Origin of the sequence: Methylobacterium oryzihabitans, assembly GCF_004004555.2 — a bacterium.
Taxonomy (GTDB): Bacteria; Pseudomonadota; Alphaproteobacteria; order Rhizobiales; family Beijerinckiaceae; genus Methylobacterium; species Methylobacterium oryzihabitans.
This window is the reverse complement of record NZ_SACP01000002.1, coordinates 198,421-224,363: the sequence shown is the minus strand read 5'-3', so window position 1 is coordinate 224,363 and position 25,943 is coordinate 198,421. Positions and strand designations below refer to the sequence as shown.

The 25,943-nt window shown below is 70.8% G+C and carries 25 protein-coding genes and 2 pseudogenes; 13 read left to right on the top strand and 14 right to left on the bottom strand.

Annotated elements, in window-relative coordinates:
• Window positions 1-266 precede the first annotated feature (266 nt).
• Complete coding sequence (locus EOE48_RS03580) at window positions 267-1,967, top strand: M10 family metallopeptidase C-terminal domain-containing protein (RefSeq protein ID WP_246153930.1); 1,701 nt, start codon at window positions 267-269, stop codon at window positions 1,965-1,967.
• 66 nt (window positions 1,968-2,033) lie between these two features.
• On the opposite strand, the gene EOE48_RS03575 is transcribed toward EOE48_RS03580, so the two are convergent.
• Window positions 2,034-2,291 carry a hypothetical protein gene (locus EOE48_RS03575; protein WP_127727407.1) on the bottom strand — a complete coding sequence of 86 codons (258 nt, stop codon included), beginning with the start codon at window positions 2,289-2,291 and terminating at the stop codon, window positions 2,034-2,036.
• A gap of 102 nt (window positions 2,292-2,393) precedes the next feature.
• Between EOE48_RS03575 and EOE48_RS03570 the strand changes: the two genes are divergently transcribed.
• Window positions 2,394-5,804: a DEAD/DEAH box helicase gene (locus EOE48_RS03570; RefSeq protein WP_127727406.1), complete on the top strand. Its 3,411-nt coding sequence runs from the start codon at window positions 2,394-2,396 to the stop codon at window positions 5,802-5,804.
• 48 nt (window positions 5,805-5,852) lie between these two features.
• Here the strand turns inward: EOE48_RS03570 and EOE48_RS03565 are convergent, their stop codons facing one another.
• The 3 genes from EOE48_RS03565 to EOE48_RS03555 all read right to left on the bottom strand — a co-directional run bounded on the left by EOE48_RS03565 (window position 5,853) and on the right by EOE48_RS03555 (window position 7,132).
• Complete coding sequence (locus EOE48_RS03565; RefSeq protein WP_127727405.1) at window positions 5,853-6,143, bottom strand: type II toxin-antitoxin system RelE/ParE family toxin; 291 nt, start codon at window positions 6,141-6,143, stop codon at window positions 5,853-5,855.
• Window positions 6,144-6,146: 3 nt separating this feature from the next.
• On the bottom strand, window positions 6,147-6,392 hold the full coding sequence (locus tag EOE48_RS03560; RefSeq protein ID WP_127727404.1) for a type II toxin-antitoxin system ParD family antitoxin: 246 nt from the start codon (window positions 6,390-6,392) through the stop codon (window positions 6,147-6,149).
• 65 nt (window positions 6,393-6,457) lie between these two features.
• Complete coding sequence (locus EOE48_RS03555; RefSeq protein ID WP_127727403.1) at window positions 6,458-7,132, bottom strand: cupin domain-containing protein; 675 nt, start codon at window positions 7,130-7,132, stop codon at window positions 6,458-6,460.
• Between the two features lie 113 nt (window positions 7,133-7,245).
• Here EOE48_RS03555 and EOE48_RS03550 point away from each other — a divergent pair, with 113 nt between their 5' ends.
• The 7 genes from EOE48_RS03550 (at window position 7,246) to EOE48_RS03520 (ending at window position 12,961) form a co-directional block, all read left to right on the top strand.
• Complete coding sequence (locus EOE48_RS03550; protein WP_127727402.1) at window positions 7,246-8,013, top strand: ABC transporter substrate-binding protein; 768 nt, start codon at window positions 7,246-7,248, stop codon at window positions 8,011-8,013.
• An 8-nt stretch (window positions 8,014-8,021) separates the two neighbouring features.
• Window positions 8,022-8,675 carry an amino acid ABC transporter permease gene (locus EOE48_RS03545; protein ID WP_127727401.1) on the top strand — a complete coding sequence of 218 codons (654 nt, stop codon included), beginning with the start codon at window positions 8,022-8,024 and terminating at the stop codon, window positions 8,673-8,675.
• Window positions 8,672-9,403, top strand: a complete 732-nt coding sequence (locus EOE48_RS03540; protein ID WP_127727400.1) for an amino acid ABC transporter ATP-binding protein — start codon at window positions 8,672-8,674, stop codon at window positions 9,401-9,403. The genes EOE48_RS03545 and EOE48_RS03540 overlap by 4 nt, the downstream gene beginning before the upstream one ends.
• A gap of 12 nt (window positions 9,404-9,415) precedes the next feature.
• Window positions 9,416-10,702, top strand: a complete 1,287-nt coding sequence (locus EOE48_RS03535; RefSeq protein ID WP_127727399.1) for an NAD(P)/FAD-dependent oxidoreductase — start codon at window positions 9,416-9,418, stop codon at window positions 10,700-10,702.
• Between the two features lie 52 nt (window positions 10,703-10,754).
• Window positions 10,755-11,459, top strand: coding sequence for an SDR family oxidoreductase (locus EOE48_RS03530; protein WP_127727398.1), 705 nt, complete (start codon window positions 10,755-10,757; stop codon window positions 11,457-11,459).
• Between the two features lie 228 nt (window positions 11,460-11,687).
• Window positions 11,688-12,371 (top strand): hypothetical protein, encoded by a 684-nt coding sequence (locus EOE48_RS03525; protein WP_127727397.1) that lies wholly within the window; start codon window positions 11,688-11,690, stop codon window positions 12,369-12,371.
• Window positions 12,368-12,961: a PIN-like domain-containing protein gene (locus EOE48_RS03520; RefSeq protein WP_127727396.1), complete on the top strand. Its 594-nt coding sequence runs from the start codon at window positions 12,368-12,370 to the stop codon at window positions 12,959-12,961. Before EOE48_RS03525 ends, EOE48_RS03520 begins: the two co-directional genes overlap by 4 nt.
• 35 nt (window positions 12,962-12,996) lie before the next feature.
• Here the strand turns inward: EOE48_RS03520 and EOE48_RS03515 are convergent, their stop codons facing one another.
• The 9 genes and pseudogenes from EOE48_RS03515 to EOE48_RS03480 form a co-directional block, all read right to left on the bottom strand.
• Window positions 12,997-14,259, bottom strand: a complete 1,263-nt coding sequence (locus tag EOE48_RS03515) for an ABC transporter substrate-binding protein (RefSeq protein ID WP_127727395.1) — start codon at window positions 14,257-14,259, stop codon at window positions 12,997-12,999.
• A gap of 39 nt (window positions 14,260-14,298) precedes the next feature.
• Window positions 14,299-15,129, bottom strand: coding sequence for a carbohydrate ABC transporter permease (locus tag EOE48_RS03510; protein WP_425463619.1), 831 nt, complete (start codon window positions 15,127-15,129; stop codon window positions 14,299-14,301).
• Window positions 15,129-16,063, bottom strand: a pseudogene (locus EOE48_RS03505) (carbohydrate ABC transporter permease). Before EOE48_RS03505 ends, EOE48_RS03510 begins: the two are co-directional and overlap by 1 nt.
• Window positions 16,056-16,553 carry a TOBE domain-containing protein gene (locus EOE48_RS30450; RefSeq protein ID WP_425463618.1) on the bottom strand — a complete coding sequence of 166 codons (498 nt, stop codon included), beginning with the start codon at window positions 16,551-16,553 and terminating at the stop codon, window positions 16,056-16,058. Before EOE48_RS30450 ends, EOE48_RS03505 begins: the two are co-directional and overlap by 8 nt.
• 150 nt (window positions 16,554-16,703) lie before the next feature.
• Window positions 16,704-17,231, bottom strand: a pseudogene (locus EOE48_RS30445) (ABC transporter ATP-binding protein); the annotation flags it as partial.
• Window positions 17,228-18,067, bottom strand: a complete 840-nt coding sequence (locus EOE48_RS03495) for a metallophosphoesterase family protein (protein ID WP_127727392.1) — start codon at window positions 18,065-18,067, stop codon at window positions 17,228-17,230. The pseudogene EOE48_RS30445 and the gene EOE48_RS03495, both read right to left, overlap by 4 nt.
• A gap of 370 nt (window positions 18,068-18,437) precedes the next feature.
• A complete protein-coding gene (gene ppk2 / locus EOE48_RS03490; RefSeq protein ID WP_127727391.1) occupies window positions 18,438-19,349 on the bottom strand; it encodes a polyphosphate kinase 2 in 912 nt (303 codons plus the stop codon).
• Window positions 19,350-19,452: 103 nt separating this feature from the next.
• Entirely contained in the window at window positions 19,453-20,202 is a 750-nt protein-coding gene (locus tag EOE48_RS03485) for a TerC family protein (RefSeq protein WP_127727390.1), read from the bottom strand.
• A gap of 147 nt (window positions 20,203-20,349) precedes the next feature.
• Window positions 20,350-21,279, bottom strand: a complete 930-nt coding sequence (locus EOE48_RS03480) for a lipid kinase (RefSeq protein ID WP_246153929.1) — start codon at window positions 21,277-21,279, stop codon at window positions 20,350-20,352.
• 309 nt (window positions 21,280-21,588) lie between these two features.
• Here EOE48_RS03480 and EOE48_RS03475 point away from each other — a divergent pair, with 309 nt between their 5' ends.
• From EOE48_RS03475 to dnaQ, 3 genes are all read left to right on the top strand, one after another.
• Window positions 21,589-22,434, top strand: coding sequence for a hypothetical protein (locus EOE48_RS03475; RefSeq protein WP_127727388.1), 846 nt, complete (start codon window positions 21,589-21,591; stop codon window positions 22,432-22,434).
• Between the two features lie 85 nt (window positions 22,435-22,519).
• Complete coding sequence (locus tag EOE48_RS03470) at window positions 22,520-23,452, top strand: thermonuclease family protein (protein ID WP_127727387.1); 933 nt, start codon at window positions 22,520-22,522, stop codon at window positions 23,450-23,452.
• A 129-nt stretch (window positions 23,453-23,581) separates the two neighbouring features.
• Window positions 23,582-24,304: a DNA polymerase III subunit epsilon gene (gene dnaQ, locus EOE48_RS03465; protein WP_127727386.1), complete on the top strand. Its 723-nt coding sequence runs from the start codon at window positions 23,582-23,584 to the stop codon at window positions 24,302-24,304.
• A 39-nt stretch (window positions 24,305-24,343) separates the two neighbouring features.
• Here dnaQ and secB read toward each other — a convergent pair whose 3' ends face one another.
• A complete protein-coding gene (gene secB / locus EOE48_RS03460; RefSeq protein WP_127727385.1) occupies window positions 24,344-24,847 on the bottom strand; it encodes a protein-export chaperone SecB in 504 nt (167 codons plus the stop codon).
• Window positions 24,848-25,219: 372 nt separating this feature from the next.
• Here secB and EOE48_RS03455 point away from each other — a divergent pair, with 372 nt between their 5' ends.
• Window positions 25,220-25,939 carry a Tim44/TimA family putative adaptor protein gene (locus EOE48_RS03455; RefSeq protein ID WP_187371308.1) on the top strand — a complete coding sequence of 240 codons (720 nt, stop codon included), beginning with the start codon at window positions 25,220-25,222 and terminating at the stop codon, window positions 25,937-25,939.
• Window positions 25,940-25,943 lie beyond the last annotated feature (4 nt).

The window sequence follows — 25,943 nt, the reverse complement described above, 5'->3', positions numbered from 1 at the left end:
TCGATGTCGCTTGAACGTCCGCCCCGGATCGCAGCTCGTCCGGCGCGGCCCCGCACGGAAACGGACGGGCATTCCTGCCGACGGCCTCGATCCTTCCAGATCCGGAACCGCGCCGGCAGAGCTTTCTTCCCCTTGGTAACTCCCGATCAACATCCATCCCTGATCATCGCGCGTCGTCAGTGCTATTTCGATCAGGAATCAATATTTCCATGTCCAGCATCGGTAGATCGGCAGGAATTTCAGGCAACAATGTCATCGACGGCTTGATGCTGGGAGGAGCGTGGAGCGGTCCCGCGATCGCCTACAGCTTCATGCCCGGCGACATGAATGGAAACGGCATCAAGGATTTTGAGGAAGGCGACTGGAAGCAGTTCTACCGCGAGATCCTCGACGGGATAGAGCATTTTGCCAATATCAGATTCGAAGAGGTCGCCGGACGCGGCAACATCAACTTCAGGTTGGACGAGGGCGGCGGCGGGGAATCCGGTGTTCCCGTGGAGGGAACCACCGACGTCGAGACCGCGGTCGGCATCAACCCCGACGTGGCGGGGTCCGCGGCGGCCGTCCGGCTCGGAACTTTCTCCGTCACCTGGTTCCATGAGATCGGCCACGCCCTCGGCCTCAAGCATACCCACGATGAATTCTCGATCTTTCCCACGCTACCAGGCGTGTCCTGGCCCGGCGACCAGGGAACGACCTACCTGAACTCCCAGATCAACACGGTCATGGGATACACCTATTCGTTTCTCGGCGAGGACAATCCGTTCACGGCAGCGATCGACTTCGGGACCGAAGTCAACGCCCAGCCGGGGTCGTTCGGGGCGATTGACATCGCCGCCCTGCAATTCCTCTACGGAGCGCGCTCGCACAACACCGGCGACGACACCTACCGGTTCGGCGACGACGTCGACGTCAACCGCGGCTATACGACGATCTGGGACACGGGTGGGACCGACACGATCGCGTATGCCGGAACCAGCCGGGCCAAGATCGACCTGCGCGCCGCGACGCTGAGGAACGAGATCGGCGGCGGTGGCTGGGTCTCGACCTCCGAGGGGCTGACCGGCGGCTTCACGGTCGCCAACGGCGTCACGATCGAGAACGCCAGCGGCAATCTCGGCGACGACATCCTGATCGGCAACGACGTCGGCAATCTCCTGTCGGGCCTCGACGGCGACGACCGCCTCGACGGTGGCCGCGGCGTCGACACGCTGATCGGCGGGTCCGGCGACGACACCTACCTCGTCGACGATGCCGGCGACGTCGTCACCGAGCAGGCCGGCGCGGGCTTCGATACGGTGCGGACCTCGCTGTCGGCCTACACCCTCGGCGGAAACGTCGAGGCGCTGACCACCACCGGCACCGGCTCCTTCGCCGGCACCGGCAACGATCTGGCCAACCTCATCACCGGCGGCAGCCGCGGCGACCGCCTCGACGGCAAGGCTGGCGCCGACACGATGGTGGGTGGCCTCGGAAACGATACCTACGTCGTCGACACCATCAACGACGTGGTGGTGGAGCAGGCGGGCGAGGGGGTGGACCGGGTGCTGACGGGCATCAGCTACACGCTCGGCGACCATGTCGAGAACCTCGGCATGGGCACCAGCGCCTCGCTCAGCGGCACCGGCAACGCACTCGCCAACCTCATCGTCGGCAACAAGGGCAACAACGTCCTCGACGGACGCGGCGGCGCCGACACGCTGACCGGGGGATTGGGCCGGGACACCTTCGTGCTGCGGGCGGGCGAGACGGCGGGCGACACGGTGACGGACTTCGTGCGCGGGGCGGACACGCTCGCGTTCTACGGCTTCGGAGCCGACGCGGTGCTGTCGCGCGAGTCGGGCGGCGACCTCTACACCGTGACGAGCGGGGATGGCCTCACGAGCGGCAGCTTCCGGCTGACGGGCGTAGGCAACCTCGACCTGTCGGCGGGGGCCGGCAACACCGACGCGCGGTTCTTCGCGTGAGATGATCCGCGCGGGGAGCGGCCGGCTGCCTCCGCAGGGCCTCGCCGTTCGATCGACCGCCGCGCCTCACCGCCGGCCGGCGAGGCCGTTCATCCGGGCCTCGCGGCCCTGCTCGACGTGCCAGCGCGCCTCCGCCACCTGCCGGCGCAGGCTGTTGCGGCGCCAGCGGTGGAACAGCCGCAGCACGAACGGCCCGCCCCCGCTCCCCGCCTCGTGGCGGGCGAGCCGGCGCAGCAGCCCCGGCAGGCAGGCGGCGGCGGCCTCGCCGGTGGCGATGTCGACGAGGCGGACCTGCCGCAGGAGTTCGGCGCGATAATCCTCCACGGGACGGTTTCCCTTCACCCCGGCTGACATCGCCCTATGCTGATCCTGCCGGCGCGCAGGTCAAGGGTCCCGGGTCTCGCGCGCAACGGATGACGAGCGAGCATGAGCTTCACCGAGGACGACATCCTCCGGGCCTGCGGCCCGCGGGCCCTGGCCGCCGGCCGGGAATACTACGACCAGAACCGCGTCCGCCTCGTCGACGAGGCCGACGACAACGAGTTCGTCGAGGTCGTCTCGACCCGGGTCCGCGGCAGCGGGCGCAACGTCTACGACCAGTACATCGCGATCGAGCCCGCGGATCCGCCGATCATCGAGGGCGAATGCACCTGTCCGGTCGGCTTCAACTGCAAGCACGTCGCGGCCGCGCTGCTGTTCTGGCTCGACATCGAGGGACCGATCGAGACGGCGCCGCCGCCGCCGAGCCCGGAGCAGCGCATCGAGCGGCTGCTGGCGGCGGGCCTGCGTCCGGCCGACGTCTCCCGCGACGGCCTGCCCTACGACCTCGCGCAGTGGCTGGACGCCCTCGGCGAGGCGCAGGTCTCCGGCGTCGAGGCGTATCCGCCGACGGTCAACCAGCGCCTGATCTACATCGTCGCACCGATCTCCGGGGCCCCGCGCGCCGACCGGCTCGGCCTGCGCCCGGTCTCGACCCGCCTGCTCAAGGACGGCACGCCGTCGACATCCGTCATCGGCGTCGATCCCGGCGGGATCTACAACCGCCAGCCGGCCAAGTACCTGCGCCCATCCGACCTGCGCATCCTGCGCGTCCTCGCCCGGGCCCGCGACGGGAACCTGTCGGGCGTCGTCCCGCTCACGAGCGAGGAGGCCGGCGAGGTGCTGCCGGCGGTGCTGGCGACCGGGCGGGCGCGCTGGGGCGCGGTGGACGGCCCGGTCCTGGCGGAGGGCCCGCCGCGGCCGGGGCGGGTGACGTGGCAGACCCTCGACGACACCGCGACGGTGCCGCGGATCGCGATCGAGGGCGACGGCCTCGTGCTCGCCGCCACGCCGCCGGTCTATGTCGACCCCGCGGCCGGGCTGGTCGGGCGGGTCGAGAGCGGCCTGCCGCCGCGGGTCGCCGCCGCCCTCCTCGACGCGCCGCCGGTCCCGGCCGCGGCGGTGCCGGACCTCGACGCGGCCCTCGCCCGCCGGGCGCCCGACCTCGCCGCCCTGCGCCCGCCGCCGCGCGAGACCGAGCGCCTGGAGGGCGTCGCCCCGGTGCCGGTGCTGCGGCTGTTCCGGGCCGACTTGCCGCAGCCGGGCTGGGCGAGTATGGTCATCTCCTCGACCACCGCGTTCCGGCCGCCGACCGATTCGCTGCTGCTGGCGCGGCTGGCCTTCCGCTACGGACCGGTGCGTGTCGCCCTCGGCGAGCCGCGCGCGGCCGTGACGCGCCTGAGCGGCGACCGCCTCGTCACGGCGACCCGCGACCCCGCCGCCGAGCGCGCCGCCCTGCGCCGGCTGATCGGGCACGGCTTCGCCCCCCTGACCGAGCGCCGCCCGCAGGTGCCGCCGGCCCACGTCCACGACCTCGTGCCGGAGGGCGAGGCGGACTGGCGCGAGATCCAGTACCGGGTCGTCCCGGTCCTGCGCGAGGCCGGCTTCGCGATCGAGGTCGCCGACGACTTTCCCGGGCGGGTGGTGCGGGTCGACGGCCGCGTCGAGGCCGAGATCCACGAGGGCTCTGGCATCGACTGGCTCGAACTCGACCTCGGGGTCGAGGTCGACGGCGAGCGGGTCGATCTCGTCGAGCCGATCGTCGCGATGATCGCCGCGCCGGACTTCGACGCCGCCCGGTTCGCGGACGGCGCCGAGGGCGAGGCCCCGGTCTACCTGCCGCTGCCGGACGGGCGCGTCCTCGCCCTGCCGGCCGCGCGCCTCGTGCCGATCGTCGAGGCGATCCGGGAACTCGCCCTCGGGGGCGCCGCCGCCGAGGGCCTGTTGCGGCTGTCGCGGGCGGATGCGGCGAGCCTCGCGCAGTTCGAGGACGCGACCGCGGCGGCGGGCCTCGTCTGGCGCGGCGGCGAGCGCATCCGCGAGATGGGCCGGCGCCTCACCGCCAGCGGCGGCATCCCGCCCGTCGCCCTGCCGGAGAGCTTCCGCGCCACCCTGCGCCCGTACCAGGAGCAGGGCGTGGCGTGGCTCGCCTTCCTGCGCGACGTCGGTTTCGGCGGCATCCTCGCCGACGACATGGGGCTGGGCAAGACCGTGCAGGCGCTCGGCCTGATCGCGATCGAGAAGGCGCGCGGGAGCCTCGACCGGCCGGTCCTCGTCGTCGCGCCGACGAGCCTGATGGCGAACTGGCGCCGGGAGGCGGAAAAATTCGCGCCGGACCTGCGGGTCCTCGTCCTGCACGGCTTCGAGCGCAAGGCGCAGTTCGGCGCCATCGCCGAGCACGACCTCGTGCTCACCACCTACCCGCTGATCGCCCGCGACCACGAGGTGCTGAGCGCGCAGGACTGGCACATGGTGCTCCTCGACGAGGCGCAGACGATCAAGAACCCGGACGCCACCACGACGCAGCTCATCCACGGGCTGAAGGCCGGGCACCGGTTCTGCCTCAGCGGCACCCCGCTGGAGAACAACCTCGGCGAGTTGTGGTCGCTGTTCTCCTTCGCCTGCCCGGGCCTGCTCGGCGAGCGGCGCCACTTCACGTCGAACTGGCGCACGCCGATCGAGAAGCGCGGCGACGCCGAGCGCGGGCGCCTGCTCGCCCGGCGGGTGCGGCCGTTCCTGCTGCGGCGGACCAAGGAGGCGGTCGCCACCGAACTGCCGCCGAAAACCGAGATCACCGAGACGGTCGAGTTCGACGGGCCGCAGCGCGACCTCTACGAGTCGATCCGCCTGTCGATGCACGCGCGGGTGCGCGAGGCGATCGCCGCCAAGGGCTTCGCCCGCAGCCGGATCGTGATCCTCGACGCCCTGCTCAAGCTGCGCCAGGCCTGCTGCGACCCGCGCCTGCTGAAGCTGGAGGCGCGCCAGGCCAAGGCCCGCGCCCGGCAGGCCGGCTCGGCCAAGCTCGACCGGCTGGAGGAGCTGCTCTCGGCCCTGGTCGAGGAGGGCCGGCGGGTGCTGGTGTTCTCGCAGTTCACCTCGATGCTCGACCTGATCCGCCCCCGCCTCGACAAGGCCGGCCTCGCCTACGCGCTGCTGACCGGCCGCACCCGCGACCGCGAGGCCGCCGTGCGGGAGTTCGAGGAGGGCCGCGTCCCGGTCTTCCTCATCAGCCTCAAGGCCGGCGGCACCGGGCTCAACCTCGTCTCCGCCGACACGGTGATCCTGTACGACCCGTGGTGGAACCCGGCGGTGGAGGAGCAGGCGATCGACCGCGCCCACCGCATCGGCCAGGACAAGCCGGTCTTCGTCCACCGGCTCGTCGCCGCCCGCACCATCGAGGAGAAGATGGAGCTGCTCAAGGAGAAGAAGAGCGCGCTCGCCGAATCGCTGTTCGACCCCGACGGCACGCCGACGCTGGCGATGACGGAAGCCGATCTCGACGTGCTGCTGGGGTCGTGAGGGGGACGACTGGATTGGTGCCGCCTGCCCGCCGTCGCACCGGCGGGATCAAAGGTGCCTGCCGACATCCATGCGTTGATGCAGGATCCGCACGACATCGATGGTGGTGGTCCCGCTGATCCGGTAGAAGACGAAGTGCGAACCGATCGCGAGCTTGCGGTAGCCCGGTCGCACATCCTCGGCACTGCGTCCGGCAACCTTGCCGACGGCAAGATTCTCGAAGCCTTCGGCGATCAAGCGCACGTAGCGGTCGGCCTGTGCCTCATCCCAACGCTTGGCGGAATAGGCCCAGATCGCGGCAAGATCGCGCCGTGCTTCGGCCGATAGGCGGATGCGCACCTCTTAACGTTCGGCTGGCTCGCGCATGGCGGCCAGGAACCGGTCGGCGTCGAATTCCTGGAAATCGCCGCTGGCCTCGCCCTCGGCCAGCGCGGCACGAAGTGCGCTCAGCCTGACTTGGCGTTCCTCAAGGAGGCGAAGGCCGGCCTGCACCACCTCGCTGGCCGAGCCGTAACGGCCGTCCTCCACCTGCTGATCGATGAAGCGCAGGACATCGTCGCTCAACGCGATCGGCGTGTTTCGGGTCATCCGTCACCTCCTGCCAGGGTAGTGTACCCAAGAATGGCGTTCTCGGGAACGTGGTGCGCCTCGTCTCAGGTCTTCCTGTCCGCACCACCCGTCGCCTCGGCTGTCGTCCCCACAAAGGGGAGTTGGACCCGCCCCGGCACCGCATTCACCCACACCACCACCGCATCCCCCGCCGCCGCCGGGTTGCCGTAGCGGTGCGGGCGGCGGCTGGCGAAGCGGAAGCTGTCGCCGGCGGCAAGCTCGTGGGTCGCCGCCTCGACGGTGAGCGACAGGCGCCCCTCCAGCACCAGCCCGGCCTCCTCGCCGTCATGGGCGACCATCTCGTCGCCGGTGCTGGCGCCGGGGGCGAGCCGCATCAGGAACAGGCTCAACGCCCCGTCGCCGTCCGGCCGGGTGAGGAGCTGCTTGGTGATGCCGGAGCGCCACAGGGTCAGCTCGGCGCGCTCGTCCGCCCGGGTCACGAACCCCGCCGCCTCGGGCGCCTCGGGACCGAACAGCGCCGAGAGGCCGACCCCGAACAGGTCGGCGATCTGGGTCAGCACCCGCAGCGACGGCGACGACAGCCCGCGCTCGACCTGGCTGAGGAAGCCGATCGACAGCCCGGTCCCCTCCGCCACCGCCTTGAGCGGCAGGCCGCGCTCCCGGCGCAGCGCCCGCAGCCGCCCGCCCACCGCGAGGTCGGCGGCCGCCAGCGCGGGCAGCTCGTGCCCATTCCTTCGCCCTCGGTCAGCCTGTTTCATGAACATGAAATTCGGTTGCACCAGCGATGAGAATATGGCCTGATGTTCATGTCAATGAAATCCTCCCGACCGGCGCCGCCCCAGCTTTCCGCCTCTCGCACAGGAGCACGACGATGAAGCGTCTGGTTCAGGCCGCCTGCGCGGCGGTCGCCCTCGGCCTCGCCGGGCCCGCCGCAGCCCAGAGCGTGCTGAAGGTCGGCTCGACCCCGACCGGCGTGCCGTTCACCTTCCTCGACACCAAGACCAACAGCATCCAGGGCGTGATGGTCGACGTCATCACGGCGATCGGCCGCGAGGCCGGCTTCACCGTGCAGATCGAGCCCTTGCAATTCTCGACCCTGATCGCGGCGCTGACGGCGAAGAAGATCGACGTCATCTCGGCCGCGATGTTCATCACCCCGCCGCGCAAGGAGGTGATCGACTTCTCGGAGCCGGTCTACACCTACGGCGAGGGGCTGGTGGTGCCGAAGGCCGACACCCGCGACTACGCCGCCTTCGCCGACCTGAAGGGCGAGACGGTCGGCGCCCAGGTCGGCACCGCCTTCGTCGAGCCGCTGAAGAAGTCCGGCCACTTCCCCGAGGTGAAGGTCTACGACACCAGCTCGGACCTGATGCGCGACGTCAATGCCGGACGGATCAAGGCCGCCTTCGCCGACGCGCCGATCCTCGCCTACAACATCAAGCTCGGCAACTTCCCGAACCTGCGCCTCGTCGAATCCTACAAGCCGGTGGTGATCGGCTCGGTCGGCATCGGCCTGCGCAAGGAGGACAAGGTCCTTCGCGACAAGATCGATGCCGGGCTCGCCAAGCTCAAGCAGAGCGGCGAACTCGCCAAGATCCTCGACAAGTGGGGCCTCCAGCCCACCGCGAACCCGACCTGAGCGGCCCCATGCAAGCGTTCCTCGCCGATGCGCGCGAGTTCGTGCCGATCCTGCTCCAGGGCGTGCAGCTCACGATCCTGATCACGGTCGGCTCCCTCGTCGTCTCGACGCTGCTCGGCCTCGTCTGGGCGATGATGCGCGTCTCGGGCGTGCGGCTGCTGTCGGGGATCAGCGCCACCTTCATCAACGTGATCCGGGGCATCCCGATCATCGTCCAATTGTTCTACATCTACTTCGTGCTGCCGGATTTCGGCGTCTCGTTCTCGGCGGTCCAGGCCGGCATCATCGGGCTCGGGGTCGCCTACTCGGCCTATCAGGCCGAGAACTTCCGCGCCGCGATCGAGGCGATCGACAAGGGCCAGATCGAGGCGGCGCAGACCATCGGCATGGGCTGGTGGCTGACCATGCGCCGGGTCGTGCTGCCGCAGGCGTTCCGGGCCGCGCTGCCGCCCTACGGCAACGTGATGATCATGATGCTGAAGGACTCGTCCCAGGCCTCGACCATCACGGTCGCGGAACTGGCGCTCCAGGGCAAGCTGATCGCCTCGGCGACGTTCAAGAACACCAGCGTCTTCACCCTCGTGGCGCTGATGTACCTCGGCCTGAGCCTGCCGCTGATCCTGGCGGTGCGGCACTTCGAGAAGCGGACGGGGCGGCCGTGATCGAGCTCGACGACGTGCGCAAGTCCTACGGCGCGGTGCCGGTGCTCAAGGGCATCACCGCGTCGGTCGCCCGGGGCGAGGTGGTCTGCGTCATCGGCCCGTCGGGCTCGGGCAAGTCGACGCTGCTGCGCTGCGTCAACGGGCTGGAGAGCTACGACGGCGGCGCGATCCGGGTGAACGGCCGGCGGGTCGACCGGGCCGACCGCTCGATCCGCGCCGTGCGGGTCCAGGTCTCGATGGTGTTTCAGCGCTTCAACCTGTTTCCCCACCGCACCGCGCTCGAGAACGTCGTCGAGGGCCCGATCTTCGTGAAGGGCGAGAGGCGGGCGGAAGCCGAGGCGCGCGGGCGCGACCTCCTCGCCCGGGTCGGCCTCGCCGGCCGGGAGGAGGCGCGGCCGCCGCAGCTCTCCGGCGGCCAGCAGCAGCGGGTCGCCATCGCCCGGGCGCTGGCGATGCGGCCGGACGCGATCCTGTTCGACGAGCCGACCTCGGCCCTCGATCCCGAACTCGTCGGCGAGGTGCTCGGCGTGATGCGGGCGCTCGCCGAGGACGGCATGACCATGCTGGTGGTCACCCACGAGATCGGCTTCGCCCGCGAGGTCGCCGACCGGGTGCTGTTCCTCGACGGCGGCGTGATCGTCGAGCAGGGCCCGGCCCGCCGGGTCCTCACCGAGCCGGAGCATCCGCGCACCCGCGACTTCCTGCGCCGGGTGCTGAATCCCCTGTAGAGAGTCCCCGCCATGGCCGAGCCGTTCCCCCTCGGGCCCTCGCTCTGGGCCACCACCGCCGCCCCGGCCCCCGAGACCGTGCCGCTCACCGAATCCGGCCGCGCCGACGTCGTGGTGATCGGCGGCGGGTTCTGCGGCCTGTCGACCGCGCTCCACCTCGCCGAGGCCGGCGTGAGGCCGGTGCTGCTGGAGGCGCGCGAGATCGGCTTCGGCGGCTCGGGCCGCAACGGCGGGCAGGTCATCCCCGGGCTCAAGTACGATCCCGACGAACTGGTCGAGCGATTCGGGCCGGAGCGCGGCGAGCGCCTCGCCGCCTTCGGCGCCGGCACCGTCGACACGGTGTTCGACCTCATCGAGCGCCACCGGATGGACGTGCCGCGGACCCGCACCGGCTGGATCCAGGGCGCCCACACCGACGAGGGGCTGGCCCTGGCCGAGCGGCGCGCCGCGCAATGGGCGCGCCGGGGCGCCCCGGTGCGGCTGCTCGACAAGGCCGAGACCGACCGCCTGACAGGCTCGCCGCGCTACCGCGGCGGCTGGCTCGACGAGCGCGGCGCGGCGATCCAGCCGCTGTCCTACGCCCGCGGCCTCGCCCGGGCGGCGCTGGCGGCGGGCGCCCGGATCCACACCGACTCGCCGGTCGCGGGCATCGCGCGCGCCGGCGACGACTGGGTGGTGACGACGAAGGCCGGTCCGCACCTGCGCACCGCGAAGGTGGTGATCGCCACCAACGGCTACAGCGGCGGGCTGTGGCCGGGCCTCGCCCAGACGATCATCGCGGCGAACTCGTTCCAGGTCGCGACGACGCCGCTCTCCGACAACCTGCGCCGCTCGATCCTGCCGGAGGGACAGGTCTCCTCCGACACCCGCAAGCTGCTGCTGTATTTCCGCCTCGACCATACCGGCCGGCTGCTGCTCGGCGGGCGCGGTCCGTTCCGCGAGCCGAAGGGGGCGTCCGACTGGGCCCATCTGGAGCGGATCGTCGGCAAGATGTTCCCGCAGCTCGGCGAGGTGGCGTTCGACCACCGCTGGTGCGGCCGCGTCGCGGTCACCCGGGACTACCTGCCCCACCTGCACGAGCCGGCACCGGGCCTCGTCATCGACATCGGCTGCCAGGGCCGCGGCGTCGGCCTGCAATCGAGCATGGGCCGGGCGATCGCGGCCTATGTCCGCACCGGCGATGCCGGGGCCCTGCCGCTGCCGTTCAGCCCGATCACGCCGCTGCCGCTGCACGGCCTGCACCGCCTCTACGCCTCGGCGGTGATCGCGTGGTACCGGATCAGCGACGGGGGGCTGTAGGGCGCTGCGTTCCGGACTACCGTCGCGTCCGGATCTTTCCCGGAGGGACGCCATGGCAGAGGACAGGGTCGCGATCGTCACCGCGGGCGGCAGCGGCATGGGCGCCGCCGCGGCGCGCCGGCTGGCGCAGGACGGGTTCCGGGTCGCGATCCTGTCCTCGTCCGGCAAGGGCGAGGCCCTGGCGCAGGAACTCGGCGGGTTCGGCCTCACCGGCTCGAACCAGTCGGTGGAGGACCTGACCCGGCTCGTCGAGGGCACGCTCGATCGCTTCGGCCGCATCGACGTGCTGGTCAACAGCGCCGGCCACGGGCCGCGGGCGCCGATCCTCGAGATCACCGACGCGCAGTGGCATGCCGGGCTCGACACCTACCTGATGAACGTGATCCGGCCGGCCCGCCTCGTCGCCCCGGTGATGGTGCGCCAGGGCGGCGGCGCGATCGTCAACGTCTCGACCGCCTGGGCCTTCGAGCCGAGCGCGCAGTTCCCGACCTCGGCGGTGTTTCGGGCCGGCCTTGCCGCTTTCACCAAGATCTTCTGCGACCAGTACGCCGCCGACAACCTGCGGATGAACAACGTCCTGCCCGGCTGGATCGACAGCCTGCCGGCGACGGAGGAGCGCCGCCAGGGCGTCCCGATGCGCCGCTACGGCCGCGCCGAGGAGGTCGCCGCCACGATCGCGTTCCTCGCCTCGGAAGGCGCGGGCTACATCACCGGCCAGAACATCCGGGTCGATGGCGGGCTGACGCGGTCGGTGTGAGGGGGCAGCTTCGAGAAAGTGATGTCCACGCCTCGCAAATCGGCGAAGGGACGGCCGAGTCGAAGCATTCGCGCCGTTCCCCACCACCTATCCTTTCGGCACTAGTTCCTGCTATCAAGCTGGTATGAGACTCGGTATCCAGGACGTCATGCAGGCAGAACGTGGTCTTTGGCTAGGAACGTATGCGATGAGCCGAGAATTGTTCGCAAGGAAGGCTCGAGGCGGCTGATGCTGCACCCTGGCCTCCTTTCATCAGGCATCTACACGGTCCCAGATGCTGCCCGCCTTGTCGAGGCAGAGCAGAACGAAATGCGCGTCTGGATCGAGGGGCGCAAAGGCGCTCAGGATCCGATGATCGAGAATCAACTCGGAAAAATCGGCAATAAGACTGCGATCAGCTTTACGAACCTCATGGAGGTTCGCTTTATATCATTATTCATTGATGCCGGCGTGCGACTCAAGGCGATACGCTCCATTATGAACGAGGCAAAAAACCTTCTCGAACATGCGCACCCTTTTGCAACGAACACTGTCTTCAAAACCGATGGTCGGCGCGTTGTTGCGGAAATAGAGCGGCTCAACGAAGCCGTGAGCATCTACGATCTCAAGCTAAAACAATACGAGATGCCGGAAATTGTCAGAAATTTCCTTCTCAAAGATGTCGTATTCGACCCCAGGGGAGATGCAGTGTCTTGGAAGCCCAGACCGAAAATCGCTCCGAACATCATCATCCATCCAGCGCATTCTTTTGGCAAGCCCATTCTCCTTGAGAGCTTGGTGCCTGCTGAAACGATTGCCAAGGCATTCAAAGCGGAACAAGACGCAGAAATAGTAGCAGAGATGTTTGAAATACCTGAAGCTCACGTTATCGAGGCCGTCAGGTTTCATGAAGCTCTGCACGGGATCGAGTGAGAGTCGCTTTCGACGAGCATATTCCAAGCGCACTCGTGCGAGTTCTCCAGTCGTTTTCGAATGAGCGCCAATTTCTCAAGTTAACGGGTGGATACACGATCGAGCGCGCACGGGACTATGCGCCTAAAATCGACGATGCTGACTACCTTAAGGGCTCAGACGTCCCCTGGATTCGGCGCTACGCAGCCGCTGGGGGACAAGTAATCATTTCTGGCGACACGAACATGATGGCAGAGCACCATGAAAGATTGGCTCTTCTTGAAGAAAGAATGATCGTCTGCTTCTTTGGGTCGCAATGGTCCGGATGGAAATTTTACAAGAAATGCGCCCTGGTCATTAACTGGTGGCCGGCAATCGTTAAGACGATGACGATTGCGGAGAGTTCTACGTTCTGGCGCGTGCCGACAAGCTGGCAAGAGGGCGGCGAGTTGGACGCGCTTCCGACCGAAGACAAGAAACTTACGCGTATGATCCGTCAGCGGGAAAGGCAAACAAAGATCGCTGCCGAGCGGAAGGCACGACGCGAGGCATCACCAGCCGATGGTCAAGGGACTCTCAAGCTTGCTCCACGCGAGGATACCGATGAATAAGGCGGCGGCCCGTCCGTCCGGGCCGCCGCCTCCGCTCACCGCCGCGGCAGCAGCTTCGTCACCTCGGCGCTCATGTCCTTGAGCGCCTGCTCGGGCGTCGCCTTCTGCTCGGCGACCCGCGACAGGGTGTCGACGATGGTCTGGGTGATCTTGACGCCGTTGGTGCCCGGGAAGGCGTACCACGGCACCATGCGGTCCATCTGCGACAGGCCGGCGCGGTAGGTCGGGTTCTTCTCGTAGAAGCCCTTGAGGTAGCGCTCGTCCTTCGGCGCCAGGTCGTTGGTCGGCACGTAGCCGGTGCCCGGCACCACGACGGTCTGGCCGAACGGGCCGGCGGCGAACTTGATGAAGTCGTAGACCGCCGCCTGCTTGGCCGGGTCCCTGGTGAACATCACCGCGGCGTTGCCGCCGGTCGGCAGCCGGCCCTTGTCCGGATTCAGCAGCGGCAGCGTCGCGGTGCGCAGCTCGAACTTGTCGCCGACGCCGTTGAGGATCGAGCGCAGGGCGCCGGTGGTCCAGAAGAACAGGCCCATCCGGCCGGCCTGGAAGGTCTGCACCATCGCGTCGCCGGTGAGTGCCGGCATCCGGCCCTCCTTCACCATCCGGTCGAGCAGGCGCAGGGCCGCCAGACCCTCGGGGCCGTCGAACGAGACCCGGCTCTCGTCCGGGGCCATCATCCGGCCGCCGTCGCCGAACAGCAGCGCCGAGAACATCCAGTCGTCGAGCATCCAGCGGTAGCCCATGCCGACGGTGCCGTCGCCGAGCGCCTGGATCTTCGCCGCGAGCGCGATGATTCCGTCCCAGTCGGTCGGCATGGCGTCCGGGTCGCCGCCGGCTTTCCGCACGAGGTCGGCGTTGTAGTAGAAGATCGGGTTGGAGGTCGCGAAGGCGAGCCCGACCTGACGGTCGCCGATGCGGGCGAGCGACAGCAGGTGGTCGGAAAAGCCCTCCTGCGTCAGGCCCGCATCCTTGGCGACGAGGGGCGCGAGATCCTCGCCGACCTTGCGCTCGGCCAGCACCCGCAGGCGGTTGAGGCCGACGAATGACACGTCGGGCATCTGCGGCGAGTTCGCCTGCCGCAGCATCAGTTGCAGCCCCTCCTCGTAGGTCGGCGAGGGCGCCGCGAAAGTGATCCTCACCTCCGGCTTGCGGCGCATGTACTCGGCCGAGATCGTGTCCATGACCGACTTGAAGAAGCCGGGCATCGGGTAGTGGACGACGATCTCGGTCTGCTCGGCCCGGGCCGGGGCGGCGGCGAGCATCAGCCCTGTCGCGAGGGCGGCCAACCAGCGGCGCATGACGATTCCATCCTGTTGCGGGGGAGGGGGAGGCGGGCATCAGCCCTTCACGCCGGTCATCGTCATGCCGTCGATGAACCGGCGCTGGGCCATCAGGAACAGGGCGACGAGGGGGAGCGTGACGATCACGGTCGCGGCCATCAGCGCCCCGTAATCGTCGCCGGCCTCGGCGGCCCGGAAGAACAGCAGGCCGAGCGGCGGCGTCGCCAGCCGGGTCTGCGAGACGGTGATGAGCGGCCAGTACAGGTCGTTCCAGTGCGCCACGACCGAGAACACCGCGAAGGCGGTGGCGGCGGGCCAGGCGTTGGGCAGCACCACCCGCCAGACGATCGCGCTCTCCGACAGCCCGTCCATCCGGGCCGCCGCGATCAGGTCGTCGGGCAGCGCCCGGATGAACTGGCGAAACAGGAAGATCGCGAAAGTCGAGAGAAGGAAGGGCACCACCAGCACCGCGTAGGTGTCGAGGAGGGCGAGGTCGCGGGCGGCGGCGTAGAGCGGGATCGAGATCGCGTGGATCGGCACCAGCAGCCCGAGCAGGACGAGGGCGAACAGCACCTCGCGGCCGCGGAAGCGCAGCTTGGCCAGCGCGTAGGCGCAGGGCAGCGCGAACACGATCTGGAACACCAGGATCGCGGCGCAGACGCCCGCGCCGTTGGCGAGCACCCGCAGCATCGGGATGCGGGTCATCGCCTTGCCGTAGTTCTCCGCCGCGAACCACTGCGTCGGCCACAGCGACAGGCTGGCGGAGAAGATCTCGGTCTGGGGCTTGAGCGAGGCCGAGATCATCCAGAGGTAGGGGTACAGCACGACCGCGGCGCCGAGGCCGAGGATCGCGAGCCGGGCGAGCCGAAAGGCGGGGCTGGGCGGCATCATCCGTAATGCACCCGGCGGTCCATGACCCGGGTCTGGATCAGGAGCAGGACGAGGAGGACGGCGACGAACGCGACCGCCATGGCGGAGGCCGGGCCGATGCGCAGGAAGACGAAGCCCTCCTGGTAGATCGTCCACAGCAGCACCTCGGACGCCTTGTTCGGCCCGCCCTGGGTCAGCGCCGCCACCGGCTCGAACACCTTGACGGCGTTGATGATGGTGATCGTCACGACGAACAGGGTGGTCGGCCCGAGCATCGGCCAGGTGACGAGACGGAACCGGTCGAACGCCGAGCGCCCGCCGTCGATCTCGGCGGCGGCGTAGAGCTCGCGGTTGATCGCGGTCAGGCCGGCGAGGAACAGCACGACGTTGAAGCCGAAGGCTGCCAGATGCCGATCAGCGCCAGGGCGACCAGCACCGTGTCGGAGGAGCCGAGCCAGTTCGGGCCGGCCAGGCCCAGGGCCGTCAGCAGCGCGTTCACCGGACCGCCGACCGGGTTGAGCAGGAACTGCCACACCGTCGCCATCGCGACGGTGAGCGAGACCACCGGCAGGAAGTAGGCCGAGCGAAACACCGAGCGCAGGGGCAGGTCGGCCTCGATCAGCAGGGCGAGGCCGAGGCCGAGCCCGACCGAGACCGGCGTCACCAGGGCGACGTAGAGCGCGGTGTTGACGATCGAGGTCCGGAAGCCGCGGTCGGCGAGCAGGTCGCGATAGGCGTCGAGGCCGACGACGTGCCAGTCCGGCACCCCGAGTTCGGCGTCGGTGAGCGACAGCACCAGCACCGCGACGGTCGGCAGCACGAGGAGCGCCAGCATCAGCAGCAGCGCCGGCCCGGCCAGCACCAGGGCGGCGCGCTCCTCGCTGCGGTCGACCGGGACCGCGGCGGCCTCCGGTGGCGCGGCAGGGGCGGAGAGGCGGGCGGCGTCAGCCATGGCGCAGGGCCTGCCGGTCGCCGACGCTGAGGATCTCCGCGCTCGGGCGCAGGCGCTCGCCGCCGGGGCCGAAGGCGAGCCACGCGCCGTCGTGCCCCGAGACGTGGAGGTCGCGGCCGGCCTCGATCCCGGGCCGGCCCGCGGGCAGGCGGGCGGTCAGCCGCTCGTCGCCGTCGAGGACCCGCAGATGGGCAAGGATCTCGGCGCCCTGGAATTCCAGCCGCTCGACGCGCGCCGGCAGCGAGGCCGGTCCGGACTCGGCCGCCAGGACGACGTGCTCGGGCCGCAGGGCGAGCTGCACCGGTCCCGGCGCGTCGGCGGCGAGGCCGGCGAGCAGCGCGGTGCCGCCGCGGCGCGCGACCCCGTCGGCATCGACGGAGCCGGCCACGAGGTTGATCCGCGGCGCGCCGACGAAGGTCGCGACGTCGAGATGGGCCGGGTCGCGGTAGACCGCGTCGGGCCGGCCGACCTGGAGCAGGCGCCCGTGCATCAGCACGGCGACCCGGTCGGCCATCGACAGCGCCTCCTCCTGGTCGTGGGTGACGTAGACCGTGGTGGTGCCGAGCCGGCGGTGCAGGTCGACGATCTCGCCGCGCATGTGGTGGCGCAGCGCCATGTCGAGATTCGACAGCGGCTCGTCCATCAGGAAGGCGCGGGGATGGCGCACCATCGCCCGCCCGAGGGCGACCCGCTGGCGCTGGCCGCCGGACATCTGCGACGGGCGCCGGTCGAGCACCGGCCCGAGCCGCAGGGAGGCCGCCGCCGCCTCGATCTCGCGGGCGACCTCGGCGAGGCGCGGGCCCGCCCCGAACCAGCGGCCGACGACCGGTAGGCGCTGGAGCCGGCCGAGGCGGCGCATCACCAGCGGCACCGCCATGTTCTGCCGGGCGGTGAGGTGCGGATAGAGGGCGTAGGACTGGAACACCATCGCGACGTCGCGGTCGGCGGCCCGCACCGTGGTCACGTCGCGCTCGCCGATGCGGATCCGGCCGCGGTCGGGCCGGTCGAGCCCGGCGATCAGGCGCAGCAGGGTGGACTTGCCGCAGCCGGAGGGGCCGATCAGCGCCGTGAACTCGCCCGGGGCGATGGCGAGCGAGATGCCGTCGAGGACCCGGGTCGGGCCGTAGCCCTTGCTGACCGCGTCGAGGTGGATCGCGGCGGCCGTCATGCCACCGCATCCCGGTCGTCGGCGGCCGAGGGGCCGGGATAGATCCGGTCGAGCCGCGGCTCGATCAGCAGCGGCTCGGCACCGGCCGGGAACACGAACCGGCTCTCGACCCGGTCGGGGGCGAGTTCGTGCACGACGTAGCCGATGCGGCGCTCGCCCGGCACGCCGATCTGGCTCGGCCCGCACACGAAGGCGGCCGACGGGCACCACACGTGGTCGGTCTCGCCGAAGCGGGCGTGCCGGGCGACGTGGAGGTGGCCCGAGGCGATCAGCCGGACGTCGGCGCGGGCGAGCAGGTCGAGGATCCGGCGGCGCGGCGCCGGCGGGATCGTCCAGTAGCCCCGCGCCGGCTCGTTCGGGTCGTCGACGAAGAGCGGCTTGTGCAGGAACAGGGCGACCGGGCCGGTGACGGCGAGCGCCGCTTCCAGCCACTCGTATTGCCGGTGCTCGTCGGGGTGGCCGGTGGCGCACAGCATCGCGTCGAGGCCGATCAGCCGCCAGCCGCCGGCGTCGCGCATCCACCGGTCGTCGCCGGCGCGGTCGCGGTAGCGGGCGAGGCGCGCGTCGTCGAGGCGCTGGTCGGCGCGCAGGTCGGGCAGGTCGCCGACGTCGTGGTTGCCGGGCAGCCACAGGGCCGGCTGCGGCAGGGTTCGCATCCACGCCAGCGCATCGTCGAGATCGTCGGGCCCGACCGCACCGTTCATCGACAGGTCGCCGGTGTGGATCACGAGGTCGGCCGCGGTGGCGGCGACCTCCGCGCGCACCACCGCGAGGTTGGCGGAAAAGTCGTCGTGCTCCCGCGAAAGGTGGGTGTCGCTGATCTGAATGATGCGCATCGCGTGCTCCGATGCGCCGCGCTGGTAGTGACGGCGTGTAACAGTCGGGTGACGGCGGGCCGGGGCGGTTCGTCGGCGGCGTGACTGTCCGTGGCGCGTGTCACCTGGCGGGGTTTATTGGCGCCCGTTGCAGGCGCTGCTGGTCTTCGATCGGGCGCCGCGCCCCTCTCCCGGGTGGGAGAGGGGTTGGGGTGAGGGTGGCTCGGGTTCAGGACAATGCATCCAGCGTCGAGCTGCGCAGCTCAACGGCTGGTGCTCCATTCTGTACCGTCTCCACCCTCACGCGGGATCTTCGATCCCCCGGCTCACTCGGGGAGAGGGGGGATGCACCCGATATTCCGACGTCGAATCAGTCGCTCGACACCGGCCCTCAATACCGCGCCGGCACGAGCATCTCGGGCGCCACCGGCGCGCGCACGTAGTCCGGGTGGCGCACGCGGTCGGGCAGGTGGACGGCCGGGTGCTCGACGTCGCCGTAGGGGATCTGCCCGAGCAGGTGAGCGATGCAGTTGAGGCGCGCCCTCTTCTTGTCCACCGCCTCGACCACCCACCACGGCGCCTCGGGGATGTGGGTGCGGGCGAGCATCTGTTCCTTGGCCCGAGTGTAGTCCTCCCAGCGCCGGCGCGACTCGACGTCCATCGGCGAGAGCTTCCACTGCTTGAGCGGGTCGTGGATGCGCATCTGGAAGCGCATCTCCTGCTCCTCGTCGGTGATCGAGAACCAGTATTTCAGCAGCACGATGCCGGAGCGCACCAGCATGCGCTCGAACTCGGGCACCGAGCGGAAGAACTCCTCCACCTCGGTCTCGGTGCAGAAGCCCATCACCCGCTCGACCCCGGCACGGTTGTACCAGGAGCGGTCGAACAGCACGATCTCGCCGCCGGCCGGCAGATGGGCGACGTAGCGCTGGAAGTACCATTGCGTGCGCTCGCGCTCGCTCGGCGCCGGCAGGGCGGCGACGCGGCAGACGCGCGGGTTGAGCCGCTGGGTGATGCGCTTGATGACCCCGCCCTTGCCGGCCGAATCGCGGCCCTCGAACAGCACGACGACCCGCAGCCGGTTGTGCTGGACCCAGTCCTGGAGCCGCACCAGCTCGTGCTGGAGCCGCAGCAATTCGCGGAAGTAGACCCGGCGGTCGAGGCCGTCGCCGGAGGCGAAACCGAGCTGCGCGAGGCGCTCGTCCTCCAGTTCGAGCTCGATCTCCTCGTCGTAGCTGTCGGCGATGTCGCGGCGGACCGCCTCGACGGTGGCGGCGAAGGAGCGGTCGGTGATGTCGGTCATGGGTGCGGGGTCCGGCGGAAGGCAAAGCCTCCGCCGTTAGAGCACCCGCCTGTGACAGGCCTGAGAAACGGGTGCCGGATCGTCCGGCACCCGGGTCCGCGCCTCAGCCGCCGGCGCTGCGTCGCCGGGCCTGACGGGCGCGGCGGCCGAAGATGTTCAGCACCTCGACGCCAGCCGAGAACGCCATCGCGGTGTAGACGTAGCCCTTCGGCACGTGCGCCCCGAAGCCCTCGGCGATCAGCGTCATGCCGATCATGATGAGGAAGCCGAGCGCCAGCATCACCACGGTCGGGTTGGCGGCGATGAAGCGCGACAGCGGGTCGGCGGCGAGCAGCATCACCGTGACGGCGGCGACGACCGCCACGACCATGATCTCGACGTGATCGGTCATGCCGACCGCCGTGATGATGCTGTCGATCGAGAACACGAGGTCGAGGAGCAGGATCTGGGCGATCGCGGCGGAAAAGCCGATCCCCGGCCCCTTGGGGGCGTCGTCCGCGTGGGCGCCCGGATCGACGCTGTGATGGATCTCCTTCGTCGCCTTCCACAGCAGGAACAGGCCGCCGGCGATCAGGATGATGTCGCGCCAGGAAAAACTCTTGCCGAGCAGCGTCACCACCGGCTCGGTGAGGTGGACGATGTACGCGACCGTCCCGAGCAGGGCGAGCCGCAGCCCCAGCGCGAGGCCGATGCCGATGCGCCGGGCCCGGGCCTGCTGGTGCTCGGGCAGCTTGTTGGTCAGGATCGAGATGAAGATCAGGTTGTCGATCCCGAGCACGACCTCCATCACCACCAGGGTCGCGAGCGCGACCCAGGCCGCCGGGTCGGCGGCGAGCTGCATGACGTTGTCCACGCGGTCTTCCTCTCGTGTGCGTGAGTGTGTGGAGACGGTCGGCTCTAAGCAGACTTGCGTTGGCGGGCCAACCCTTCGTCCGCTGAGTTCATTGTCGTGTCGCAGGTTTTTCTCGCAAAAAGCGGCAGCCGCTTTTGCGAAACCTGCTCAGGGCAGCAGCGCGTGGCGGCCGCGGACCACCGGCTCGGGCGCGTGCACCCGCACCGCCTGGGGCACCACCTTGACGTGGGCCGGGGTGTAGGTGGTCAGCTCGCCGTCGGTGTTGACCGGGCGCGGCTTCTTCGTGCGCAGCACGACCTCGGTGGTCTTGAACGCGCGCACGTCCGCGGCCTGCCCCTGGGTGCCCCGGCGCAGGGCCGGCAGCAGCGCCACCAGCCGCCACCAATGCGCGACCTCCAGGCTGTAGAAGTTGAGCAGGCCGTCGTCGACGGTGGCGTTCTCCTCCACCGTCATGCCGCCGCCGTAGTGCCGGCCGTTGCCGACCGAGACCTGGATGGTGCGGACCGTCTCGATCTCTCCGTCGTGCTCGATGTAGACGGTGAAGGGCCGCGAGCGGCGCAGCAGCCGCACCGCCGCCATGGCGTAGCCGACCGTGCCCCACTGGCGCTTGAGGTCGGCGGTCAGCTCGCCGGCGAGGTCGGCCGAGAAGCCGACGCTGGCGACGTTGAAGAAGTAGTGCCCGTTGACGCAGCCGAGATCGATCGGCCGGGCCGGCTCGGTCGCGATCACCTCGGCGGCCGCGACCGGGTCGAGGGGGAGGCCGAGGCTGCGGGCGAGGTCGTTGGCGGTGCCGAGCGGCAGGATGCCGAACGGCAGCTTGCGCTCGGCCAGGGCCTGCGCCGCCGCGTTCAGGGTCCCGTCGCCGCCGCCGAGCACCACGAGATCGACGTCGGAGGCGGCGCGGATCAGGTCGGCGCAATCGGCCTTCTCCGGCGGCTCGACGGTGGCGATGCCGCCGCGGCCCAGCGCCTCCCTGATGCCGGCGAGGTCGAGCCCGCCGTTGCGGGCCTTCGGGTTGACGATGAGCAGGGCGCGGCGCGCCGCGCCGGGCGATGCGGGGGTGGTCGAGCCGGTCAAGGCGCGGGGCCCTCCCGTGCGATCGTGCCGCGTCAGCACAAAGGCGGGGAAGGGGTCCGACATCACGGCCGACGCCTCGACCGCCAGAGGGGCCCGGACCCGGGTTGTCCCAGAGGTGGGATGCCCTGACGCAATGGCAAGGCCCGTGGCCACGCTTCCTGGCAAGCCCCGTGGCCGCGTTTCGGGCCCGGCCGTCACGGTCAACGGCCCCGGCCGGTGCGGAACCAATCCTCAAGCACGTTGGCAGATGGAACCGTCAAGGTAGCCGGGAACGTTCTATGGTGCAGTCCCGCCTTTTCCGGTGCCGCCATGCCTCGCCGCCTCCGCCCGACCGTGATGCTCGCCTCGCTCCTCGTGACGACGGCCCTCCTGCCCGGCGCCGCGGCGGCGCAGGGCGGCAACGGCTGGGTCGACCCTCCGCGGGCCGGCGAGACCGCGAAGGTCGACACGCCCAAGGTCGACACGCCCAAGGCGGAGGCGCCCAAGGCCGAGGCGCTCAGGGCCGACCCGGCGAAGCCCCGGCCGGAGCCGGTCCAGGCCGAGGCGCCGAAGGCCGACGCCACCCGGGAGGCCGCGACGCCCCAGCCCCGCGCGCCCCGGCACGGCGAGCGCCTCGCCTTCGAGCCCCAGCGGCGCGAGGCGCGGCGCGCGGTCGAGGGCCCGCGCCCGGCGCCGGTCCCGGTCCCGCTGCCGATGACGGTGCGCGCCGCACCCGACGGATCGATGCGGGCGCTCGCCGCCGCGGCCCAGACCCTGAACCGCGACTACTTCGCATCGATCTCAGAGTCCAACGGCGCCACCCTCGGGGACGCGCCGCGCTTCTACGGCGACAGCGTGGTGTTCCACGGCCGGCCGATGAGCATGGGCGCGCTGCTGGCCGAGAAGCGGCGCTTCGTGGCGCGCTGGCCCGAGCGCCGCTACCGTCTGCGGCCGGATTCGGTGCGCACCGCCTGCAACGCCGAGCTCGGCCTGTGCCGGGTCCAGAGCACGGTCGACTTCTCGGCGGCGAGCCCGGGCCGCGGCACCCGCTCGCAGGGCACGGTGGCGGTCGAGCTGGCGGTCCGTTTCGTCGGCGAGCGCCCGGTGATCGTGTCGGAGAATAGTTGGGTCATGCACCGCGAGCGGCTCGCCGGCGGATCCCCGCTGCAGCCGTGATCCGCCCCACGATCGTCGCAGTTCCTTCCCCTGATGCCCTCGGCAACCCCCGCCTGCCGGTGCGACGGCCAGGATCCAGACCCGCATGAGCGCGCGTGACCAGATGAGGGCCCTGATCCGGGCCGAGATCGACCGGCAGCGTCCCGTCGAGGGCGCCCGGCGCACGCTCGAATTGCTGGTGGAAGCCTCGGCCCGCCCGAGCGAGGAGGCGCCGGGCTACCGCGTCGTCGACCGCGAGGGCCGGCCGCGCCGCCACGGCGAGGATGGCGGCCCCGTCACATTGGCGGACCTGGTGGGCGAGCTGCGCCGGCAGCATCCCGGGATGTTCCGGGCCGAGCCCCCCGCCGCGCCGCGCCCGCCGGCACCGGCCGAGGTTCCGGCCGAGACCGCCGCCGAGGCCCCCGCCGCCCCTCCGGTCGCCGCCCCGCCGGCGCCGGCGGCCCCCGCTCCGGTCCCGCCGCCCCGGGCGGAGCCCGGGCCCGGGCTGAAGCCGGGTCTCGCCCGGCCGCAGCGGGTCGCCTCGCGCCGCCTCGGCCGCCGGCCGCTCTACGCGGCGGGAATCCTCGCCGGGCTCGCCGCGGTGTATCTCGTCACCCGGCCGGCTCCGGAGGCGCCTCCCGCCCCCGATCCGGCGCCCCGGCGCGACCCGCCGGCGACCGGCGCCGTCGCCCCCGAGGCGGCTCCGCCCGCGCCGCCGCCGCCGCCGCGGGCGCTGGCCGGCGTCGCCGAGGTCGTCGACACCGCGACCCTGAAGCTCGGCGGCCGGGTCGTGCGCCTGTTCGGCGTCGAGTGGGCGAAGGGCGGTCAGGCCCAGGACCTCACCGGCTACCTCGCCGGCCGGCCGGTGAACTGCCAGCCGGCGGCCGGCGACAGCTACCAGTGCGCCGTCGACGGGCACGACCTGTCGGAGGTCGTGCTCTACAACGGCGGCGGCCGCGCCAGCGCCGACGCGACGCCCGACCTCATGGAGGCGGAGCGCCGCGCCCGCACCGAGAAGGTCGGCATCTGGCGCAAGTAGCCTTGGAGCGAGTCGCCTTGGAGCGCGTAGCCCCGGGGCTGGCGTCGATGCCGGGGGCCGGTTAACCCTCGGGCGCTACAACCGGCCCGGCCCCGGCCCGCGGGCCCGGCCGAACATGGAGTGTCAGGCGTGCTGCGCGAGATCGTCCTCGACACCGAGACCACAGGCACCGATGCCAAGACGGACCGGCTGATCGAGATCGGCGGCATCGAACTCCTCAACCACATTCCGACCGGGGTCGAGTTCCACCGCTACGTCAACCCGCAGCGGCCGGTGTCGCAGGGCGCCTTCGCGGTCCACGGCCTCTCCGACGCCTTCCTGGCCGACAAGCCGGTCTTCTCCGCGATCGCGGCCGAGTGGCGGGACTTCTGCGGCGACGCCACCCTGGTGATCCACAACGCCGCCTTCGACGTCGGCTTCCTCAACGCGGAATACGCCCGGCTCGGCGAGACCGGACCGCCGCCGATCGACCTCGCGGCGGTGGTCGACACCCTGGCCCTGGCCCGGCGCCGGCACCCGGGCGCCGCCAACAACCTCGACGCCCTGTGCTCGCGCTACGGCATCGACAATTCCCGCCGCACCAAGCACGGCGCGCTCCTCGACGCGCAGATCCTCGCCGAGGTCTATATCGAGCTGCTCGGCGGCAAGCAGACCAGCCTCGGCCTCGCGATGGAGAGCGGGGCCGACCTGCGGCGCGGGACGGAACGGACCGGCGCGGCGCGGCGCGGACCGCGTCCGGCCCCGCGCGCGCGCATCGACGACGCCGAGCGCGCGGCCCATGCCGCCTTCGTGGCCGGCCTCGGCGCGGGCGCGATCTGGCACGAGTATCTCGGCGAGACCGGCCCGGACTGAGGCGGGTCGTGACTGCCGGGGGTCCGGCAGTCACGGATCTCAGGACAGCGGCCCGCCGGCGGCCTGCGCCTCGGCCGCCTTCTGGCGGTAGAGGCCGACGAAGTCGATCGGATCGATGTAGAGCGGCGGGAAGCCGCCGTTGCGCACCGCGTCGGCGATGATCTGGCGGGCGAACGGGAACAGCAGCCGCGGGCACTCGATCATCACCGCCGGGTGGATCTGGTCCTGCGGGATGTTGCGCAGGCGGAAGATGCCCGAATAGGTCAGCTCGAACGCGAACAGCACCTCGGCGCCGATCTTCGCATCGCCCTCGAGGCGCAGGTCGACCTCGAAGTCCACCTCGGCGAGCTGCTTGGCGTTGACGTTGACCTGGATGTTGATCTGCGGGCCCTGGCCCTGCTGCGGCTGCAGCGAGCGCGGCGCGTTCGGGTTCTCGAAGGAGAGATCCTTGGCGTACTGGGCCAGCGCGTTGAGGGAGGGCGTGAGGTCGTCGGGCTGCGCGGCGGCGCCACCGTTGCCGTTCGGCACAGGGGAATCGGCCATGGTGGAGGTTCCTTCGAGAAGACTGGCAGAAGACGGTCGAGTGGTTCGGGCCCCGCGGGCTGGCGCGAAATGCGGCGCGCGCGCGGGCGGCGAAGGCGCTATCATGCCCGCCCCACGCGAACAAGCTGAGGCGCCGATCATCCCGCCGGTCCCGGTTTCCCCTGCACGTTCCCTTGCGCGATCGTCCGGACCGCCCGCAGATGCGGCCCGGCGTCGGCTGGATACGGCCGCCGGAGCACCCCATATGACAGGGGTTGCCGGAGTCGCAGGCCGGCCCTCGGCTTGTCTTCCACCCGTGCCGATGTCAAAGCCGCCATCCCGGCGGCGCGGGGCCCGGGCGGTTCGCGAGCGACCGCCACCAACGGATCGATGATGCAGGACTCCTTCGACCTCACGACCCTCATCTTCCTCGGGCTCGCGGTCTTCGTGATCTGGAAGCTGCGCTCGGTGCTCGGGCAGAAGACCGGCAGCGAGCGGCCCCCGTTCAACCCGCTGATGCGCCGCCGCGAGGAGCCCCCGGCGGCCCCGCGGGACGGCGACAACGTCGTGCGCCTGCCCGGCGCCGGGCCCGAGCGCGCCGGCGCCGCCCCGGTCGCGACGGTGCCGCGCAACTGGAAGGGCGTGGTCGAGCCGAACTCCGCCGCCGCCCGCGGCCTCGACGCGATCTTCCAGCAGGAGCCCGGCTTCGACCCCCGCGCCTTCGCCGACGGCGCCAAGCTCGCCTACGAGACCATCGTCACCGCCTTCGCCAAGGGCGACCGCAAGACCCTGAAGACGCTGCTCTCGCGCGAGGTCGCGGACGGTTTTGAGCGGGCGATCCAGACCCGCGAGCGCGCCGGCCAGACCGTCGAGACCACCTTCGTGTCGATCGACAAGGCCGAGATCGTCGGCGTCGACGTGCGCAACCGCGTCGCCCAGATCACCGTGCGCTACCTCTCGAAGCTCATCACCGCGACCCGCAACGCCCAGGGCGCGGTGGTCGACGGCAGCCCCGAGGCGGTGGTAGACGTGACCGACGTGTGGACCTTCGCCCGGACCCTCGGCAGCCGCGATCCGAACTGGCAGCTCGTCGCGACCGAAGCCGGCCAGTAGCTCC

Bases quoted from the DNA above. Each gene is read 5' to 3' on its own strand.
- EOE48_RS03580 (WP_246153930.1), top strand. From the start codon at position 267: ATGCTGGGAGGAGCGTGGAGCGGTCCCGCGATCGCCTACAGCTTCATG.
- EOE48_RS03570 (WP_127727406.1), top strand. From the start codon at position 2,394: ATGAGCTTCACCGAGGACGACATCCTCCGGGCCTGCGGCCCGCGGGCC.
- EOE48_RS03560 (WP_127727404.1), bottom strand. From the start codon at position 6,392: ATGACCCGAAACACGCCGATCGCGTTGAGCGACGATGTCCTGCGCTTC.
- EOE48_RS03555 (WP_127727403.1), bottom strand. From the start codon at position 7,132: ATGAAACAGGCTGACCGAGGGCGAAGGAATGGGCACGAGCTGCCCGCG.
- EOE48_RS03550 (WP_127727402.1), top strand. From the start codon at position 7,246: ATGAAGCGTCTGGTTCAGGCCGCCTGCGCGGCGGTCGCCCTCGGCCTC.
- EOE48_RS03545 (WP_127727401.1), top strand. From the start codon at position 8,022: ATGCAAGCGTTCCTCGCCGATGCGCGCGAGTTCGTGCCGATCCTGCTC.
- EOE48_RS03535 (WP_127727399.1), top strand. From the start codon at position 9,416: ATGGCCGAGCCGTTCCCCCTCGGGCCCTCGCTCTGGGCCACCACCGCC.
- EOE48_RS03530 (WP_127727398.1), top strand. From the start codon at position 10,755: ATGGCAGAGGACAGGGTCGCGATCGTCACCGCGGGCGGCAGCGGCATG.
- EOE48_RS03525 (WP_127727397.1), top strand. From the start codon at position 11,688: ATGCTGCACCCTGGCCTCCTTTCATCAGGCATCTACACGGTCCCAGAT.
- EOE48_RS03515 (WP_127727395.1), bottom strand. From the start codon at position 14,259: ATGCGCCGCTGGTTGGCCGCCCTCGCGACAGGGCTGATGCTCGCCGCC.
- EOE48_RS03510 (WP_425463619.1), bottom strand. From the start codon at position 15,129: ATGCCGCCCAGCCCCGCCTTTCGGCTCGCCCGGCTCGCGATCCTCGGC.
- EOE48_RS30450 (WP_425463618.1), bottom strand. From the start codon at position 16,553: ATGCACGGGCGCCTGCTCCAGGTCGGCCGGCCCGACGCGGTCTACCGC.
- EOE48_RS03495 (WP_127727392.1), bottom strand. From the start codon at position 18,067: ATGCGCATCATTCAGATCAGCGACACCCACCTTTCGCGGGAGCACGAC.
- ppk2 (WP_127727391.1), bottom strand. From the start codon at position 19,349: ATGACCGACATCACCGACCGCTCCTTCGCCGCCACCGTCGAGGCGGTC.
- EOE48_RS03475 (WP_127727388.1), top strand. From the start codon at position 21,589: ATGCCTCGCCGCCTCCGCCCGACCGTGATGCTCGCCTCGCTCCTCGTG.
- EOE48_RS03470 (WP_127727387.1), top strand. From the start codon at position 22,520: ATGAGCGCGCGTGACCAGATGAGGGCCCTGATCCGGGCCGAGATCGAC.
- secB (WP_127727385.1), bottom strand. From the start codon at position 24,847: ATGGCCGATTCCCCTGTGCCGAACGGCAACGGTGGCGCCGCCGCGCAG.
- EOE48_RS03455 (WP_187371308.1), top strand. From the start codon at position 25,220: ATGCAGGACTCCTTCGACCTCACGACCCTCATCTTCCTCGGGCTCGCG.